Consider the following 19,257-nt stretch of genomic DNA (forward strand, 5'->3'; position numbering starts at 1 on the left):
TTTCAATCTATTACTTTATAATTATCAAATCAACCTATTTTTTCTGTTTCAATCTTTCCGAATAATCCAGTACCGCATTAGGACCAGTGTGATTTTCCATTCCAGGTTTATGCTGTCTATATTTTTTATCGTATTCACTCTTAAGACTGAAGAAGTTATCATTAGTCTTTTCTATGTGATTCTTTAGCTTTTCCCTATATTGTTCTAGAATATGTTTATATTCTGGTTTTACAGCTAAATTGATATTTTCTAATCTATCATTTTTCATGTCAAATAACTCTTCGCTATTATCCTCTTGATATACGGTATATTTATAATCCTTATCAAGATACATTCTACCTGGAACTATGTAACCATCATATTCATCATACCACTGGGCACTTACATATTCATTATCTGCAGTATCACTTTCTCCTATAATCTGTTTATAATGACTTCTGCCTTCTTCCTTTTTGTAAGTTGGTATACCTGCATAGTCAGCTAGTGTTGGGTATATATCTAGAAGTGAAACTAATCCGTCAATATTTCTATTACCCTTCACTCCATTTCCTGCAAAGATAAGAGGAACCCTATTAGTCTCTTCGTAGAAAGCACCGTACTTAGTAACCAAGCGATGAGATGCCATTCCTTCACCATGATCTGCAAAAAATACTATCATAGTGTCATCTTTCTTTCCTGATTCTTCTAGAGCTTTTAATATCTTACCTATTTGCTTATCCACAACACCTATGTAATGATAATAAGCATATAGATAATGTTTGAAATCATCTTCTCCCCAATGAATTGTTTGGCTCTGACGTCTATGACCACAGCACATATATTGTATAAATTCAGGACGATTTGGCGCATCATCAAAATTATAATTATCTGGTAATGTAGGCAATTTTACTTTGCCAATTCCAAAATCCTTATGACCCAATTCATTTTCACCAATGTATGAACATATATTATGTGGATTTTGCAAATCTGCAACCGCTAAAAATGGATTATCAGAAGCTTCTTCTTTTAGATAATGAACCATCTTCCTAGTTGTATCTTCATCATAAAATGTCTCGTAGTTAACAGTTATAGCAGGATTTTCTCTTTCACTCTTTATCTGCTCATAATCCGTTATTTTAAAACCTCTTAACGCTCCATAGTCATGTCTTTTACCTATATGTACACAATCATAACCATTTTTACTGAATAGGTCTCCCAGTGTTTCAATCTCTGTAGAGAATTTATCAAACCCTTGATCAGGTAAATTACTAAGCACTTTTGTTTGATGTGGATATTTGGAACTCCAAAAAGATGCCCTTGCAGGTTGACACAAAGGACATGATGTATAAGCATTCTCAAATATAACACCATTATCAGATAAACTATCAATGTTGGGTGCCTTAACATAATCATTGCCATATGCCTTAAGTGCTGTAGCACTTAATTGATCACAAATAATCATTAATATATTCATCATATTCTTCACCTCTTATATTACTTTATTGCATTCTATAGTTGTTATTTTTCATAATGAAATAAAATTCATATATTCATTATATAGAATAATTCCCCAAAAATAAATCATCAATTTACAACTCATATACTTTTTCATTGGTACATCATATGTAAGAATCATATACGGACATTATAATGATTTTATAGATAAAAAAATCCAGTCACTCTCCACTATTTAAATATAGTATAATTTGTATAGGGTAAATAGTAACGTATATTACTATTTACCCTATAATTTTTATGTAAGAAAATTATTAAAAGGAGCATAAATATTTAGTAGAATATGTACAATATATATTTGGAATAAAAATATATAAACAATAAGATATGGGAGGAAAAAGTGAAAGTACAAGAGATAATATTAGAAGGTTATAGGCGTAGATATATCTTGCTTGATGATGATGGTATACCTATAGTCTCTGTAGTTAGATACTTAAAGCATCTAGATAATATAGCTAAAAGTAGCACCACCTTAAAATCATATTGCTATGATTTAAAGTTATATTTTCAATACCTACAGGAAATAGATAAGAACTACCTACAGATTACTATTAATGATCTATCTAATTTTGTGGGATGGTTAAGAAATCCCTATGGGAATAGTAAAGTAACTGGTATGCAACCAGCAAAAGCTAAGAGATCAGAAACTACAGTAAATCACGCAATAACTGTGATTGGTAATTTTTATGATTATCTATACAAAACAGAAGAGAATAAAAATAATATACTTAAACAACTAATGAGATATACTTACTCTGGTAAAGGGAAAAAATACAAAGATTTTCTGTACCATTTAAACAAAGGAACTCCTGTTGGAAAAAATATACTAAAACTTAAGGAGCCTCAACGTAGAATAAAAGTGTTATCATATTGGATAGAAACTAGTATTACCATAATGAAAATAGAAAACCATAGAATACCTATTGACAATAAATTAGCAGATATTCTTGCAGTTCTTATTAACAAATCTAAGAAACACAGTAATCCAAATAACAATCCTGATAAATTTATATTCATCAGATATAAGGGTAGTAGAAAAGGAAGACCGTATATAAGCGGATGGGTTCAAGCAAAATTAAACGAATTTGCAAGGAAATGTAATATTACTGATGAATTAGGAAACTTATATCATTTTAAAAATCATTCATTTAGGCACACTTATGCTGTTAAAATGATTAATGGTGGGGCTGATATATTAACAGTTCAAGAATTGTTGGCCCACGCCTCTCCTGAAATGACAATTAGATATGCCAGATTACTTGATGATACGAAACGAAGAGTTTTTGATAATGCAGTAAAACAAGGAGTTTTTAGTCTAGATACAGGGTTTAAAATAAGAGAAGAAATATCTGAAGATGTATTCAAAATGCTTTGGACTAATCATAAACTAAATGCAATTGATACATCCTACGGAACATGCTTACAACGAAGTAACGGTAAATGCTCTTTTGCTAAACAGCCTCCTTGCCTAACTTGTAATGGTGGTAACCCATGTAAAGATTTGTGTATAGGAGCATTTGAAGGAGATATAAAAAAGTACCAAATACATATAAATTCTACAAAATCGCTTATTGATCAAGCTAAAAAACATGGAAGGAATGAAATGGCTAAAGAAAATGAAGAATTATTGAGGCTGTATGAAGATATTGCAGCTACTATTAAAACAGGGAACATAATATATGGTCGAGCAAATAAGTAGATGAGGCAATTAATAAGCTTATTAGATTAAATAACAAAATAAATTTTAATAGTATTGCAACTATATCGGGTTTGTTTAAAAAAACATTATATAATCATCCTGATATAAGGAAAGGATTGAATCATTACGACATCAACAATCAAAAGTAGCTAATCCTTCACATGTTAAGTACCAAATGGATGAAAATAACAAGGATGCAATAATTGAATCTTTAAAACGCAAATTAAACAGGGTAAAAAAAGAAAATAAGGAGTTAAGAGAACAGTTAAAAGTCGCTTATGGCGATATTTATAAAAAAGTAAATTAATTACAATATATAAAGTTCATATTTAAAATAGTCTGTTTAAGTTGTGTAATAGCAATTTATTTGTTATGATAATTGTGAGTTTTATTGATTACCAAATAATAATTTAGTTAAGGGGAGATAATATGAGACATTTAGATAAGTTTAGAGCTAATAGGGATACCGCCAACATTTCCGACAAAACTCACGCTAAGCAATTATGTTGCACTGACTTTTTAATAGTACAATCTCAATTATGTTGTGCTCAAAGGTTTAAATAAGCATTCCAATAACTAGAATACAACATAATTTATCTTATGTTGCATACATATCTTCTATCATTTTTTGTTTTATGAAAGAACACTGTTACTATAATTCTTTGACATCTAAAACAATAATGTTATAATAATTTTGAACAAACAGTAATCTTTTGCAATTTCACATTATTTTTATGGTATATAACTAAATATAGTATAATATATTTTCAGAAATAATGTAAAGGAACTATTTAAGAATAAGGGAGAGTATAAAAAATGAGAACATTAAAAGTTATTTTTACCATTATTACACTTATTTTAGTTTTATGTTCATGTGAATCTTTAAAAAATGAAACCAATAACCAAATTAATCCGCCTCAAGAATCACATCCTACTGATTCCCAGCAATCAGAAAATATTTCAAAAGAGACAAACATAAACTCAATACCTGTATCAACGAATAACGATTTAGTTAAATTACTTATTGTTGATAAACTGGAATTATCAGATGATTTTATTAGGCTTTTTTTTGATTATTATAACATGCATTTATATGAATTAGCAGAATTGCCTCAATTTAATTCATCAAGTCAACCTGATTGGGATCAACTTACATTATATACATATTTAAATTTTATAAATGAGTCTCAAAATTATATTGCGGAATTTAGTAAAGAAGATTTCAAAAAAACTATAAATAAATATTGGGGTGAAATGAAATATACAGATAAAGAATCTTCCTATCTTGAATATTCAAATAGTACTTATATCTGTAAACCAGGAGATACTATGAGATCTGGATATTACCGTTTGACAAACATTTCAAAAGATGAAGCCGGACTTTATACTGCAACATTTGATGGATTATTTTTTGGAGAAGTGGAAATAGTAGATGAATATGAGCTTGCTTCTTCGAACATCAAAGCGATTAGAGATGCTGCAGGTACTAAGGATTACATGCAAGGCAATGAATTTAAGGAAACAATACTTAGTATTTTTCTAAAAGAAAATTATAATGAGATATTAGATATGACAGAAAAGGTTACTATACAATTTATTTTAACAGACGATAATGTTTTGCCATTTATGTACAAATCATGTAAAATAATAAGCTATTAACTCAATAATTATAAATATTAATGATATTAGAATAATTGAGGGTATAAAATAAAGAGCTATTCATTTTATAACTTGTGAATAGCTCTTTATTTTTATGTATTACTTAAGGCGGATGTGTAAGTGTAGACCATTTGCCCCTAATGTATTTCCTGAATTACCGCTATATCCAATGAGTTCTCCACATTGCACATGTTTCGTAGCTAGTGTTTTAACATTTGCCTCAACACAATTACTATATGTTGAGTTTGGACATCTTTCAACATAATCTGGCGTTGAATATCCATTAAGTTTTGATAAGTGACCGTATTCAATATATGAAGCTTTTCTTCCATCTGCAGTTTGCCAACCCGAATCAGGAGTTAATCTGAATCCTCGACCTAAACTGATATAAGAGTATGAACTATCTTCTTTTAATTTACCCCAATAATACCCAAATTTAAATGTTCCATCACACATTGCATATACAGGAGTTCCTTTTCCTACTGGATAATCTTTGTGATTAGGATATGTGTAATTTAATGATGGAGAAATAGGATCCTTCATAATTTTAACTGGTGGTTTAGATGTTCCTAAATTATTAGCATAAACCCAAGCTCTCTTTCTACCACTGGAAGTATTATATTCAATATACGCATATCCATTTACTTTTTGATTAAGGTATTCCACTTCTTCGTCTTTATAAATTTCACCTATTACTTCAGTGGCTTGATACGTAGAATAGGTATCAGCGTCTCTTAAAGCCCATCTTGTGTTTGACATACTTTTTCCTTCTTTCTTTTTTAATTTGTATATATAAATCGCGATTTTATATAATATAACCAATTTGTTTGACTTGAATATATCATAACATTATCCAACACGACATTAACACGACATAAAATAAAATATTTTAGGAACTTTAGATTATTGATTATTTTTTAAAGGGTAGCACCAGTAAGATGAGAAGTAACAACGTTAAGTATTCATGGGGTTTTTGTAATTGTTACTCCTTAGCGTGAACAAAATCGTCTTTTTTATTTCCAAATATTGTCTTAACGTGAGTTTTGTCGGAAATGTTGGCGGTACCCCTAATACTGAATTAATAGAAGAATTTTCAGAAGGTAATGCGCATCTTGCATGGGTAATGGCGTTGTACCTAGATAGAAATGATATTAAAGAATTAGCAACGAATGGAATTACAGATGGAAATAACGATAAAAAAATAGATTTTATTGATTTAAGCGATAATAGAATAATCATAGCACAGGGTTATTACTGTACTACAAATAATGTACATAACGTATCTGAATCAGTTAATGTTAAACAGGAAATAGATACAGTTGTTAAGTGTGCGCAACAAGCGTTTGAAAATGATAATATTCAAGTTAGTGGAAAAGAACTTGGAATTGAAATGATAGAAAAACTTTATATAAATAAAAACAGTCTAATTGTAATAAAAGAAAATATAAAAATAAAGGCAGATAAGTATTTTCATGAGTCAGGAGATTGTTGGAATTCTGTTGTATTCTCAGCAACAGGGAAATGGCTTAAAGATATATATGATAGGTATGGAGAGGATTTATTTTCAGCAAATTATAGGGGATTCCTAGGAGTAAAAAGAAAAAAATGCGGATTCTACAATGTATGATGCTTTTACAAATACTCTTGTAGTGAGTCGGTAGAATACGCAATCATTTAACTAGATAAAGATTGAAATTTTCTACAGTATTTATTTCAAAATAGATTCATGTACCACTTTAATAAAAATAACACAAGGAATATATTACACATGTGCAATATATTCCTTGTGTTATTTTTACTAGTTTTTTACTGTTTAGCTCTTGACAATCTAATGATAGTGTATGAATGACCGGGTGTGGTTTATTTTAATATTCTTATGTAATAGTATCTACGAAATTAGAAATCAGTAGATTTCTTAAAAAGAATTTTTGATTGAATTGATATTATTTCAGTTGGATAATCAGGATGTTCTACTCTATACAAAAGTTGTCTAACAAGCCTTTCTCCTAATGCATCATTTTTAACTTGAACAGTGGTTAGATCTCCGGATAGATGAGTATATTCTCTACTATCATCATACCCTGAAATTGCTATATCGTTAGGTACGCTATAGTCATTCCTTTTAAGATAATCCAAAACAAAATTCGCAATATAATCACTTGCACAAACAAAAGCTTCTGGTAGCTTATCAAGTTTAGATAGAAAATCATTTATCTCGTCAGCATATGAGTATATACCTATACTATGAACAAGACAAAAATCTGTATTTATAGTTAAATTATTTTTTTTCATTGCTGCAACATAACCTTCATATCTAGTATGATTGGTTACAGCATAATTAATATCACCAATGAATCCTATTTCTTTTCTTCCTTTTTTTATGATGTTCTCAGTTATGTCAAACAATGCATTATGACCTTCTAGCAAAACCAAATCTCCAGTAAGTTTTGTTACTGGTATGGTTGGTACCATATCCAAAAACACTTTTGGAATCGCAAGGTTGTTTATCAACGACAATATATTATAGTCATATACATTCAATACAATAGTACCTTGAACTGTTCCATCAACTAAAATATCAGGTAATCTATAATCCCCTTTTACTTCAGCAGGAAGATATGTATACATCAAATTTATGTTAAGCAACGATAAGGTTTTAGCTATATTATGAATTATATCCATCCAAAAAATTGAAGATTCTGGACGACAGACAATTACGGATATAGTTGTTTTCTCTACATTAGAATTGAGGACTTCTATATTATAATCCTCTTCATCATCAGTAGGGCGTAATTTTTCATACCCCAACTCTTTAGATTTATCTAAGATTTTCTTGCGTAATGAATCAGAAACCCCCGGATAGTTATTGTGGACTTTCCAAACAGTTACACGAGATATATTAAGTAGGTCTGCGATTGTTTGCATAGTTATTTTTTTCATTATACTACCCCTATCAATACGGTTATTTAACATACGAATCAAATTATTTTAACATTATACTACTATGTTTGTTTTAATACAATTAGATACATCAATGATACGGTATCTATTTTTAACATTAACAATTACTTTATAGATTATAGCATAATGATAAAAAGAGTACAACAATTGTAAAGTGTTATTTATAACTAATACACTGTATAAAAAAATAATAATGTAAAAATGTTAAATATATTGTTAACATTAATTTTAACATTTTATTAAAATATATGTTAACCCATCAATATTTTTCAATTTCAGTTATTTATTTTATACTAAAATCCATTAATATACCTCATATAATAGGTATATTTGACAACTAAAAGCTTAATAATGTTAAAAAAAGTTGTATTTATTTGTTAAATATGATAAAGTATATATATAATAAAACTGGAGAGGAGAAAATGGTTTATGGTAATAGTTAAGGGAACAAAAAAGAAAAAAAACCATACTATTAAAATTAAAAGAAAATGGCGAAAAGATGATTTTGAATTAACATTGTTAGCAGCTCCCACTTTAATATGGTATATATTATTTAGTTTTCTTCCTATGTTTGGAATCATTATAGCATTTAAGAAATATGTAACTTTCCCGGGAAAAGGATTCCTCTACAACTTGTTTAGCAGTGAGTGGGTTGGCTTTGATAATTTCAGATATCTTATCAAATCAAATACAATATTTATTTTACTAAGAAATACAATAGGATATAATCTCATTTTCATCCTATTAGGAATTATAGTTCCAGTTACTTTAGCTATAATGATAAGCCTTATATATAATAAAAGGAGATCAAAAGCTTATCAAACCATGATGTTCTTCCCTCATTTCATGTCATGGGTTGTCGTTAGTTATTTTGTATATGCTTTCTTGAGTATGGATAAAGGTGTATTCAATAACGTATTATCCTTTTTTGGTAAAGATACGATCAAATGGTATATGGAATCAAAATATTGGCCCTATATTCTAATTTTTATGCAACTATGGAAAACAGTTGGATATAACATGGTCATCTACTTAGCAAGTATCGCAGGAATTAGTGGACAATTATATGAAGCAGCCGTAATTGATGGTGCAACTAAATGGCAACAGATAAAATACATAACTCTTCCATCACTTAAAACAATCGTTGTCATGATGTTCATTCTTAATGTAGGTCGTATACTTAATACAGATTTTGGATTGTTCTATCAAATAACAAGAAGCATTCCAGGATCGTTATATAATGTAGCATCCACTCTTGATACATATGTATATACTGCGCTCCGTTCTGCTTCACCTATAGGAATGACTGCAGCAGCAACGTTCTTTCAATCAGTAACCGGCTGTATTACTATTTTATTAGCAAACTGGATTGTACGTAAAATAGATAATGAAAATGCTATCATATAGAATGGAGGATTGAGCATTATGTTAAAAAAGAATAAAGAAAAAACTGAAACACTAAAATTTAATAAAATAAAAAAATCTTCCAATGGCATATTTAATATTATTTTTATAATTGCTTCGATTATATGTATTGCTCCTATTATATTTGTCTTCATGATATCTATAACATCAGAAAAATCTTTGGCAAAATATGGTTATCATTTAATACCAAAAGAATTTTCATTAGATGCGTACATGTTTTTATACCAAGAAGCAGATGTTATTATAAAAGCATTGTTTATATCAATTCTGGTTACCTGCTTAGGAACCCTGATAGGTGTTATCCTTACAACAACAATGGGGTATGTCTTATCAAGACCTGATTACAAATTAAAAGGTTTTTTAACTTGGATAGTATTTATACCAATGATATTTAATGGTGGAATGATTGCTACTTATGTAGTGTACACCAATTTCCTTGGATTAAAAGATTCTATCTGGAGTTTAATATTACCCTTAGCAGTTAGTTCATTCAATGTCATAATCTGTAAGACATTTTTCAGAACAACAATACCTGAGTCCATTATTGAATCTGCTAGGATAGACGGAGCCTCACAACTGAATATATTCATTCGTATTGTATTACCTATATCCAAACCTGTATTAGCTACTATTAGTCTGTTTTTAAGTTTTGGATATTGGAATGACTGGTTTTTATCTTCTTTATATATAAATGATTCCGATTTAATTTCATTACAAGCTTTACTAAATAATATACAAAAGAATATTGAATACCTAGCTAATAATCCTACCGCAGGAGTATCTTTACAACAATATAAAAATCAGATGCCAAAAGAAGGCGTTAGAATGGCTATTGCGATTATAATTGCTTTACCAATCGCTTGTATCTATCCATTCTTCCAGAAATATTTTATTACAGGATTAACTATTGGTGCTGTAAAAGGATAACATTGATATATCATATTATATTAGCAAAATCAATGCTTGTATAATATATATATACATAATCAATGATATAAATAGACAGTTTATGTCTATTCAAAAAAAGGAGGAAAAACATAATGAAAAGAAATAAGTTAGTTCTATGGGTAGTATTAATTGCAATGTTGATATCTATTGCAGGATGTGCAAAAAAAACAGACACAAAAGATAACGATACATCTGGTCAGACTTCTAAAGAAGATCAAAATAATGATAGTAGTAAAGAAAAAATTCCAACTCTTAAATGGTATACAGTCGGTAACGGAATGCCAACCAATTATGATAAGTGGCAAAAGCACATCAATGAATATCTAGAAGAAAAAATAGGAGCTCATGTTGATGTAAGTGTCATTCCTTGGGGAGAATGGGATGATAAAAAGAGTCTAATCGTCAACTCTGGCGAATACTTTGACATACTATTTACAAATGAAGGAAGATATAATACAGAAGTTTCATTAGGTACATTCAAAGACATTACTGAATTAGTGAAAACAGCAACTCCTGATCTATACAATTATATTCCTAAAGATTACTGGGATGCTGTTTCAATAGACGGAAAAATCTTCTCTGTACCAACATACAAAGATAGTTCAGCAACACAATATTTAGTATGGGATACTGCTATGGTTGATAAATATGACATAGATATTAAAAACCTCAAAAGTCTTGATCAATTAACTGATGTTTTCAGAGAAGTGAGAGACGGAGAAAATATTCCTCCTTTCAAGTTATATAAGAATGGTTTGGACTATATATTCTTTAACTATGATACTATGCAAGCAGGTTTACCAACATTAGGAGTTCGTTTTGATGATGATAAGAGAACTGTTGTCAACACTTTAGAACAAAAAGATGTACTTGATAATTTAAGTATATTACACAATTGGTATAAGGAAGGTATCATCAATGCTGATGCACCAGCACTTGACGAACAATCAGGCTATAGAGTTGCATTTGTTGCACAAGGATGGCCATCTGCTGCAAAAACAACATGGGGACCTAACACAGGTATAGAAGCAGAAGCAGTACAATTATCAGAAACTATTGTTTCTAATACAACAGTTGGTGGTTCACTTAACGGTATTTATTCAGGTACTAAATATCCTGAGAAATGTTTAAAACTTATAGAATTAATGAATCAAGATTCATATGTGAGAGATGCATTCTACTATGGACTTGAAGGAGAAAACTTCGAATATACTGACGATGGAAAAGTCCATAAATTCAATTCTGATTGGACAATGGCTGGATATACTCAAGGTACTTTCTTCAATGTATCCCAAGAAGATATTAGCACATTCAATCAATGGGATGAAGTAAAAGAATTAAATGCCAATGCTACCCCTTCAGTTTTAATAGGTTTTAGTTTAAATACTTCTAGTATTGAAACAGAATTAGCAGAATGTAGAGCTATATATCTAAAATACAGAAGTGAACTATTAACAGGAGCAAAAGATCCTATAGAGTTAACTAAAAAAATTACTGAAGAATTAGACTCTGCTGGATATCAAAAAATAATTACTGAAGCACAAAAGCAAGTTGATGAGTTCAGTAAATAATCTATCCTATTAATATGTAACGTAATATATATAATCTTTTATGGCAAGCGTTAAGGTTAAGTCACTAATCTTTTAAGAAGGTCATTACTATTAAAGATTAATACTTATTGTTAATGCTTGCCATTAAAATATTTTAATTTAACCCATATTATTCATAATAGAACTAAGACTTCAAGATTACATAGATTAGAATGTCATGAATAATATGGGTTACAAATGTAAATAGAGTAAGGAGGTCATGCTAATGGCAAAAATTATTGGAAATAGTCTACCTAATATCCCATGGCAGGAAAAACCTGAAGGTTATGAAATGCCTATATGGAGGTATGAGAACAACCCTATAATCAAACGAAATGCTATACCTTCATCTAACAGTATCTTTAATAGTGCAGTTGTACCATTCAAAGACGGTTATGCAGGTGCTTTTCGCTGTGATAGCAAATCAGTTAGTATGGATATTTTTGCAGGGTTTAGTAAAGATGGTGTTAATTGGGAAATAGAACATGAACCTATTATATTCAAGAGTGACAATATAGAAATATTGAATAAAGAATTTCGTTACGACCCAAGAATCTGCTTCATAGAAGATAGATATTACATTACATGGTGTAACGGTTATCATGGTCCTACAATAGGTATAGGATATACATTCGACTTCAAAGAATTCTTTCAGATGGAAAATGCTTTTCTTCCTTTCAATAGAAACGGTGTACTTTTCCCTCGAAAAATAAATGGAAAATATGCTATGCTCAGTAGACCTAGTGACAATGGGCATACACCTTTTGGAGATATATTTTATAGTCAAAGTAACAACTTGGAATATTGGGGTCACCACCGTCATGTTATGGCTACTATACCTGGTAATGATTCAGCTTGGCAGTCTACTAAAATAGGACCTGGGCCAATTCCAATTGAAACAGATGAAGGATGGTTATTAATATATCACGGAGTTATTACAACATGTAATGGATTTGTCTATAGAATGGGTTGTGCGTTGCTTGATATCAATGAACCATGGAAAGTAAAATACAGATCCAAAGATTATATAATGACACCAATAACAGATTATGAATGCATCGGTGATGTACCAAATGTTATATTCCCATGTGCCGCGCTTACAGATGCTGATACTGGAAAGATATCCTTGTATTATGGATGTGCAGATACAGTAACAGGTATGGCTTTCACTACAGTTGATACATTAATCGATTATCTAAAAAAGAACTCACTTTAAATGAAATAATATCTACATAAAAATGTAGGATGCTATGATAACTTGTAATATTGAAACTAGACTAATAAATAAAGATACAGAGAAATCATGTCTCTGCATCTTTATTTAATTGGCATTAACTATATTACCTATCGACTCAGTAATGATAAATAAATACGATTAACTGTATATCATAAATACTTATTCTATAAATGTAATTTTCGTTTACAGTTATTGATTATTTCTTCTTCTGAAAAATCAACGTCGCTCTCAAGGATATATATAATATTATCTTTTTGAACTATAATTCTTGATTTATTATCTGTTAAATAGTATCCTCTGTCCACTTTCCATAAATCATTGTAGATTTTACTAATATTATCCTCTTCTTCCTTAGCTTTTTCTAATTCACCATATTCTTTATACTCCAATATTGTTCTTTCCAGCCATTTTTGCTGTTCTTTCATATATCCATCAAAGACATAATCTGCTATGCTCTTATCTCTACATTCAATGAATGTAGTACTTACAGTCGTAATTTCATTCTCTTTCCCTTTTCTTCCAAGACTTTCATAATACTCAACATATACAGGAACCAATATACTTGATTTTTTATAGGTATGAAATCTTTTTGGCTCATCCATGGTACCAAAATCCGAAAGTTTCAAAACTGTTATTTGTTCAGGAACATCATCATTGTTTTCAAAACTTCTAAAATTAAGCATAATGCCCATTGTAATACTAGCTGTAAAAATAATAGCCGTTATTATACTAACCGTCAAAACCAATATAATATTATGTTTACGGGTATTTTTCTTTGTTTTGATTCTTTTGTCACAATACCTTCCAACTATAAAAACAATAATAGCAGGAATAAAAGCTATTACTCCCTTAATATTTATATAACCATCAGTAACAGCTAAAAAAGTACAAATTATATATACCGCAATCAAAATCCATGTCATTACCGTTAAAACCAACTTGGTTCTATAGGATATATAAACTAATTCATTACCTCTAGCTACATTAATCTTATTTCTTATGAACCAGATTAGTGTTGGTATATACAAAAACAAAATAATTAGTAATAAAAAAACAGGAGATATTATAACAAATAATGAGATATTACTAAACAAATCACTATAGTCAAAGTTCAGTGCTTGAACAAGTCCCATGACTAACATTAGAGCTATAACAAGCATAGAAATAAAATCTGTTTTTAGAAATATATTCTTAATTATTCTATATTCTTCTTCACTATCAGTATGTATTGGTACGGCATCTACATTCTTCTCTTTATAAAAGATCTGATATATTTCATTACTTGTACAATATTCCCATCCACTATCTTCACATAACTCTCTATAATCTTTTTCCTTTTCATAATTTGGATAATCAAATGGTGTCGAATGATAAAAAAGGCTGACATTAAATATTAACATCCTAGGAGTAGTTTTCTTAAATACAAGTGTATTCCTTTTAATCTCACAAAGCATCAGTCCCCTAGCTGCTTTCTTTTCAAGATATTTTTCTAGAGTTTTATACTCTGTGATAGAATTAAGCCTAATTACTTTTTTAGTGTCTTTACTCATTTTTATCATCTCCTAACAGCAAATCGCCATCTGCTACCAATTGTTTTAATCTATCATGTTCTTGTCTTAATATGTGCCTTCCTTTATCAGTAAGCTTATATATCTTTTTACTTTCTTCCGTAGATACTCTCATAGCAATATCTTCTTTTTCAAACCTAGATAAGAGTGAATATAAGGTTCCTGCCCCTACCTTTACTCTACCTTCTGTCATTTCTTTTATATTTTTCATTATACCGTATCCATGAATCGGCTTAATTAAGTTAAGAAGGATATAATACATAGGTTCTGTTAAATTTTGGAGTTGTTTTCTTGCCATTTCTAAGACCTCCATATATCGAATATAGATATATTATATATCAATACTAGATATATCTTTTCTTCTACTTAAACATAGCTATTGGCTATTCATATTATTTACACAAAATAATAACTTTCAAAACATAAAAAAAAGAACCTTTATTTATCAGGTTCTATAATTTATGTTATAAGGATTATTCCCTTAACGATAAAGATAGTATTTCTTTAGTACTTTATCAAAATCCATAACACGCTCACTCTGTTTTTCAATGAATTTCTCTACATGAAAATCTTTCTCTCTTATTTCATCAGTCCCAAGTAGAAGATCAATGAAATGATGCCCACCTTCTTTGAAAGGTTTTAACCATTCAAATTCTTTATTGCTATTTTTAATCTCATCCAATAAGTATAAACCGGTCTTAAAAGGTTCAAAACTATTTCTGTCCATTACATGTATCTGTATTCCTTTGCAGTCCATATCCTTATACTTAGAGAAAGTAGGCTTAAAATACGTTTGTCTGAATTTTACACCTTTCAAACTTTTTTTGTTCATGGCTTCAATAACTTTGATAGTATCAAGCCAAGGTGCCCCTATTATTTCAAAAGGTTTCGTTGTCCCTCTCCCTTCTGAAACATTAGTTCCCTCAAAAACACAGGTACCTATGTATACCAATGCAGATTGGATTGTTGGTATATTAGGTGATGGCATAATCCACTGTAGATCTGTTTCATCATAATACATTTCTCTCTTCCACCCTGTGCAAGGCACAACTGTCAAATCACAATTAATATTTTTCTGAGCATTTATCAGCTTAGCAAACTCCCCTATGGTCAAAGAATATCTTGTAGGTATAGAATATTTTCCTACAAAAGATTGAAATCTTTCATCTAATAAAGTTCCCTCAACTTTAGTTCCGCCTAATGGATTGATTCTATCTAATACTACAAAAGGTATTCCTTTATCTCGGCACCCTTCCATAGCATATGTCATTGTATATAGATATGTATAAAATCTAGCTCCTACATCTTGAATATCAAATATGACCATATCTATATCTTTTAACATATCACCTGAAAGACGCTTATTCTTACCATATAAGGAATATACAGGTTTATTAGTATCTTCATCCACATATGATTCAACTTTCGCCCCTGCTTGTACATTCCCTCTTACTCCATGTTCTGGAGAATAGAGGCAACAAAGATTATAGTCCCTGTCAATAATATCAATTGTTGCCTCTAGATTCTTATCTACACCTGTTGGATTAGTTATAAGCCCTATTTTTTTACCCTTTAATAAATTATTTATGTTATTAATATTGTCTATTCCGTTTTTAACTTTAATGCTCATTTTTATAACTCCTCCAAGGCTAGATAGAACTCTCTTCAATAAATATGTAATATCCTCCAATAGTAGGAGAACATTCTTTGTCTAACAATTGTAAATTGGGTAATTCGTTTTTCATTCTATGAATTACGGTATTTTTAACTAGCGGTATCTTCATTATACTTCCTGAAAATGTTATGTAATCATTTTTGAAATCCATAGAGTTGTATAAAGTCTTTATTATATCAAATAAACATTGCCCTGCCCTTACTAAGATATCTATAGCTGTTTTATCATTATTTTCAGCTTCGTTCAATATTACAGGTACTATGGAAGCAATTTGCCCTTTTGGAGAATTATAAACAAAGTCAATAAGATATTTTATTTCGTCAATGCCCATATGTTTTAATATCTTCTTGCTTAGATTACTGAATTCTCTCTTTTCATCTCGCTCTTTTACAATACATCTTATAGCTTCCATTGCAATATAATATCCACTACCTTTATCATCAATTAAATGTCCCCAGCCACCACATCTTTCAATAGTGTTACTTTTCTTTCCATAACCAATTGAACCTGTTCCAGAAATAAGTAATATTCCATCTTTTCCTTCTAAATAACCATACATAGCTAGTTTTGCGTCATTAGTCACAATAATTTTAGTATCGTAATATTTAGTCAGATAAGATTTTATCTCTTCTAATGCATTACCTGTTTCTGCTCCAGCTGCACCAATTACAATCCCTTTACATTCTGAAGCTGTCAAGGAACTCATACATTCATCTATTCCTGTTTTAATATTCCATAGAGCCTCATTCTTATCTACAACAACACTACCGAAAGAACTAGTTGAACTAGATAAAAGTTTGCCTCCAAGACTATAAGCTTCACAACTTGTTTTGGTGCCTCCTGCATCAACTCCTATAATATATTGCATATAAGTATCACCTTTAATCCTAACACAAGTTATTATTTTGAATATTTCTAGTATATTTATTATATAGTATATAGAATCTGATTTCAACCTTTATTTGTATTATGTGAAATATTATTTCAATAATTATCTATTATATTACCCTGCATAAGCTGTAAATTCCTGTTTGCAGGGTAATATTTAAATCTGATTTATAATCTTAATTGACCTATTATTTCTCTTGTTTTTTGTAGATACTCCTCATTTTTGTCAAAGTTATCTTTAACTACTCCAACAAATAATAAGTCCACAATAAATAATTGAGCATATCTAGATTGTACTGCTCCAATTCGTATTTCATTTTCTCTATTAGGTAAAAGCAAACACATATCTGCTATAGTTGATAAAGGTGATTTGCCACACTTGGTAACTGCTATACACTTAGCACCTTTACTCTTTGCAGTCTGTACTGCTATATTAACTTCCTTGGTTTTCCCACCATATGAAAATGCAACTACTGCATCCTTATCTGTAATATGAACAGAACTGGCTACTCCAAGGTTATAGTCCGGATAATATACACATTTTTTATTTATTCTTACAAGTTTTTGAAGCATGTCCTCGGCTACGATACCTGAGGCACCTATTCCAAATAGATATATGGTTTCGGCTTTCCTGAGTACATCAATTGCAGCTTCTAATTGTTTTGGTTTTATTAGATTATAAGTCTCATTCAATGTGGATGTAATGTTAAGCATAACTTTTTTAGTCATCTCTTCAAAACTATCATCTGAATGCAAAAGAAAGTCTAGATATTCACTATTTTGAGATTCAACATCTCTGGCAAGCTGAATCATCATTTCACTATAGCTATCATATCCTAATTTCCTAGTAAATCTCACAACAGATGCAGGCGATACTTTACTTATTTTTGCAAGTTCATTGGCATTTAATCCCAATACTTTGTTAGTGTTCTTAAGTATATAATTAGATATTTTACTCTCTGAAACAGTAAATTCTTCAGATAACTGATTAATTATTGATAAACAACCCATAATATCACTCTTTCTAATTAAGTTTTTTTGCATCATTAATGTGATTTCGTTTGACCTTATATATTTATTATATTATATTATGATGATTTGTAAATCATTTCTTAATAGGATTCTTGCTGTTATTTATCCCTATTTTTTGTTCATTATAATTATATAAGCTTTTATAGAATTATGCAATATTATTTCATTGTTTTTTATATTTTTATGTAATTTAATTTCTATTGTAAAGAAATCCATAATAAAATCTAGCTTGTCAAACTTTATAAGCCAGTTTGTCAAGCTAGATACCTTCCTACTTAATTAATAATCCATTAATTTATTTAATTCTGTCCATTTATCTTCAAAATTCGACGTAAGTAAATAATTTTTTTCATTTATATCTCTTCCAATGGTTTAGTATTACCCACTACTGATTTTGGATAATTCAATGGTTTAGCCCATTTTACAGCATTTGTGATTACTTTGATGACATCTTCGTTCTTATAAGTTGGATAGGATTCGTGTCCTGGACGGAAATAGAATATTTTACCTAATCCCCTTTTATAAGTTACACCGCTTCTGAATACTTCTCCACCTGCAAACCAACTTATGAAAACAAGTTCATCAGGTGCTGGTATTCCAAATGGTTCTCCATACATTTCTTCATGCTCTAATTCTATGTATTCTCCTATTCCTTCAACTATTGGATGAGAATAATCAACTACCCATAGTCTCTCTTTTTCTCCTTGTTCTCTCCATTTTAACTCTCCAGTATTGGTTCCACATAGTTTTGTAAAAATCTTTGAACCATGTCCTGAATGTAATACTATAAGTCCCATTCCATGTAACACTCTTTGCCTTACTCTTTCAACTACCTCATCTAAAACTTCTTCGTGGCTCATATGTCCCCACCATAATAATACATCTGTATCTTTCAATACCTCATCTGCAAGTCCATTTTCTGGCTCATCCAGTGTAGCAGTTCTAATTACAAATTGTTTATCTGAACCCAACTGTTTTTTTAATTCTTCATGTATTCCATTAGGATATACTTTCCTTACTTTTTCATCACTTTTTTCATGTCTGAATTCATTCCAAATAGTTACTTTGATATTTTCCATCAT

The 19,257-nt window shown here is 29.9% G+C and carries 16 protein-coding genes; 7 read left to right on the forward strand and 9 right to left on the reverse strand.

Annotated features, from left to right (window positions below; all coding sequences use genetic code 11):
* Positions 1-34: 34 nt before the first annotated feature.
* On the reverse strand, positions 35-1,456 hold the full coding sequence (locus ACX6CF_RS18050; RefSeq protein WP_458786760.1) for a sulfatase family protein: 1,422 nt from the start codon (positions 1,454-1,456) through the stop codon (positions 35-37).
* A gap of 378 nt (positions 1,457-1,834) precedes the next feature.
* On the opposite strand from ACX6CF_RS18050, the gene ACX6CF_RS18055 reads away from it, so the two are divergent.
* Positions 1,835-3,193 carry a tyrosine-type recombinase/integrase gene (locus tag ACX6CF_RS18055; RefSeq protein WP_458786761.1) on the forward strand — a complete coding sequence of 453 codons (1,359 nt, stop codon included), beginning with the start codon at positions 1,835-1,837 and terminating at the stop codon, positions 3,191-3,193.
* A gap of 816 nt (positions 3,194-4,009) precedes the next feature.
* Entirely contained in the window at positions 4,010-4,852 is an 843-nt protein-coding gene (locus ACX6CF_RS18060) for a hypothetical protein (protein ID WP_458786762.1), read from the forward strand.
* Between the two features lie 99 nt (positions 4,853-4,951).
* Here the strand turns inward: ACX6CF_RS18060 and ACX6CF_RS18065 are convergent, their stop codons facing one another.
* Positions 4,952-5,611: a M23 family metallopeptidase gene (locus tag ACX6CF_RS18065; RefSeq protein ID WP_458786763.1), complete on the reverse strand. Its 660-nt coding sequence runs from the start codon at positions 5,609-5,611 to the stop codon at positions 4,952-4,954.
* Between the two features lie 277 nt (positions 5,612-5,888).
* Between ACX6CF_RS18065 and ACX6CF_RS18070 the strand changes: the two genes are divergently transcribed.
* Entirely contained in the window at positions 5,889-6,479 is a 591-nt protein-coding gene (locus tag ACX6CF_RS18070; RefSeq protein WP_458786764.1) for a hypothetical protein, read from the forward strand.
* A 269-nt stretch (positions 6,480-6,748) separates the two neighbouring features.
* Here the strand turns inward: ACX6CF_RS18070 and ACX6CF_RS18075 are convergent, their stop codons facing one another.
* Positions 6,749-7,792, reverse strand: a complete 1,044-nt coding sequence (locus ACX6CF_RS18075) for a substrate-binding domain-containing protein (protein WP_458786765.1) — start codon at positions 7,790-7,792, stop codon at positions 6,749-6,751.
* Between the two features lie 450 nt (positions 7,793-8,242).
* Between ACX6CF_RS18075 and ACX6CF_RS18080 the strand changes: the two genes are divergently transcribed.
* The 4 genes from ACX6CF_RS18080 (at position 8,243) to ACX6CF_RS18095 (ending at position 12,991) form a co-directional block, all read left to right on the forward strand.
* Positions 8,243-9,220: an ABC transporter permease gene (locus tag ACX6CF_RS18080; RefSeq protein WP_458786766.1), complete on the forward strand. Its 978-nt coding sequence runs from the start codon at positions 8,243-8,245 to the stop codon at positions 9,218-9,220.
* 18 nt (positions 9,221-9,238) lie between these two features.
* Complete coding sequence (locus tag ACX6CF_RS18085; protein ID WP_458786767.1) at positions 9,239-10,165, forward strand: carbohydrate ABC transporter permease; 927 nt, start codon at positions 9,239-9,241, stop codon at positions 10,163-10,165.
* A 113-nt stretch (positions 10,166-10,278) separates the two neighbouring features.
* On the forward strand, positions 10,279-11,757 hold the full coding sequence (locus ACX6CF_RS18090) for an ABC transporter substrate-binding protein (protein WP_458786768.1): 1,479 nt from the start codon (positions 10,279-10,281) through the stop codon (positions 11,755-11,757).
* A gap of 244 nt (positions 11,758-12,001) precedes the next feature.
* Complete coding sequence (locus ACX6CF_RS18095; protein ID WP_458786769.1) at positions 12,002-12,991, forward strand: glycoside hydrolase family 130 protein; 990 nt, start codon at positions 12,002-12,004, stop codon at positions 12,989-12,991.
* Between the two features lie 185 nt (positions 12,992-13,176).
* On the opposite strand, the gene ACX6CF_RS18100 is transcribed toward ACX6CF_RS18095, so the two are convergent.
* The 6 genes from ACX6CF_RS18100 to ACX6CF_RS18125 all read right to left on the reverse strand — a co-directional run bounded on the left by ACX6CF_RS18100 (position 13,177) and on the right by ACX6CF_RS18125 (position 19,254).
* Positions 13,177-14,562 carry a DUF2812 domain-containing protein gene (locus tag ACX6CF_RS18100; RefSeq protein ID WP_458786770.1) on the reverse strand — a complete coding sequence of 462 codons (1,386 nt, stop codon included), beginning with the start codon at positions 14,560-14,562 and terminating at the stop codon, positions 13,177-13,179.
* Positions 14,555-14,878: a PadR family transcriptional regulator gene (locus ACX6CF_RS18105; protein WP_458786771.1), complete on the reverse strand. Its 324-nt coding sequence runs from the start codon at positions 14,876-14,878 to the stop codon at positions 14,555-14,557. Before ACX6CF_RS18105 ends, ACX6CF_RS18100 begins: the two co-directional genes overlap by 8 nt.
* A 183-nt stretch (positions 14,879-15,061) precedes the next feature.
* Positions 15,062-16,210 (reverse strand): exo-beta-N-acetylmuramidase NamZ family protein, encoded by a 1,149-nt coding sequence (locus ACX6CF_RS18110; protein ID WP_458786772.1) that lies wholly within the window; start codon positions 16,208-16,210, stop codon positions 15,062-15,064.
* Positions 16,211-16,229: 19 nt separating this feature from the next.
* Positions 16,230-17,123 carry a BadF/BadG/BcrA/BcrD ATPase family protein gene (locus ACX6CF_RS18115; protein ID WP_458786773.1) on the reverse strand — a complete coding sequence of 298 codons (894 nt, stop codon included), beginning with the start codon at positions 17,121-17,123 and terminating at the stop codon, positions 16,230-16,232.
* 188 nt (positions 17,124-17,311) lie between these two features.
* Entirely contained in the window at positions 17,312-18,154 is an 843-nt protein-coding gene (locus ACX6CF_RS18120; protein ID WP_458786774.1) for a MurR/RpiR family transcriptional regulator, read from the reverse strand.
* Between the two features lie 374 nt (positions 18,155-18,528).
* On the reverse strand, positions 18,529-19,254 hold the full coding sequence (locus tag ACX6CF_RS18125) for a ThuA domain-containing protein (protein WP_458786775.1): 726 nt from the start codon (positions 19,252-19,254) through the stop codon (positions 18,529-18,531).
* Positions 19,255-19,257 lie beyond the last annotated feature (3 nt).

Source organism: Vallitalea sediminicola (assembly GCF_054408565.1).

Bases quoted from the DNA above. Each gene is read 5' to 3' on its own strand.
- ACX6CF_RS18060 (WP_458786762.1), top strand. From the start codon at position 4,010: ATGAGAACATTAAAAGTTATTTTTACCATTATTACACTTATTTTAGTT.
- ACX6CF_RS18125 (WP_458786775.1), bottom strand. From the start codon at position 19,254: ATGGAAAATATCAAAGTAACTATTTGGAATGAATTCAGACATGAAAAA.
- ACX6CF_RS18080 (WP_458786766.1), top strand. From the start codon at position 8,243: ATGGTAATAGTTAAGGGAACAAAAAAGAAAAAAAACCATACTATTAAA.
- ACX6CF_RS18050 (WP_458786760.1), bottom strand. From the start codon at position 1,456: ATGATGAATATATTAATGATTATTTGTGATCAATTAAGTGCTACAGCA.
- ACX6CF_RS18075 (WP_458786765.1), bottom strand. From the start codon at position 7,792: ATGAAAAAAATAACTATGCAAACAATCGCAGACCTACTTAATATATCT.
- ACX6CF_RS18115 (WP_458786773.1), bottom strand. From the start codon at position 17,123: ATGCAATATATTATAGGAGTTGATGCAGGAGGCACCAAAACAAGTTGT.
- ACX6CF_RS18110 (WP_458786772.1), bottom strand. From the start codon at position 16,210: ATGAGCATTAAAGTTAAAAACGGAATAGACAATATTAATAACATAAAT.
- ACX6CF_RS18100 (WP_458786770.1), bottom strand. From the start codon at position 14,562: ATGAGTAAAGACACTAAAAAAGTAATTAGGCTTAATTCTATCACAGAG.
- ACX6CF_RS18065 (WP_458786763.1), bottom strand. From the start codon at position 5,611: ATGTCAAACACAAGATGGGCTTTAAGAGACGCTGATACCTATTCTACG.
- ACX6CF_RS18120 (WP_458786774.1), bottom strand. From the start codon at position 18,154: ATGGGTTGTTTATCAATAATTAATCAGTTATCTGAAGAATTTACTGTT.
- ACX6CF_RS18090 (WP_458786768.1), top strand. From the start codon at position 10,279: ATGAAAAGAAATAAGTTAGTTCTATGGGTAGTATTAATTGCAATGTTG.
- ACX6CF_RS18095 (WP_458786769.1), top strand. From the start codon at position 12,002: ATGGCAAAAATTATTGGAAATAGTCTACCTAATATCCCATGGCAGGAA.
- ACX6CF_RS18085 (WP_458786767.1), top strand. From the start codon at position 9,239: ATGTTAAAAAAGAATAAAGAAAAAACTGAAACACTAAAATTTAATAAA.
- ACX6CF_RS18105 (WP_458786771.1), bottom strand. From the start codon at position 14,878: ATGGCAAGAAAACAACTCCAAAATTTAACAGAACCTATGTATTATATC.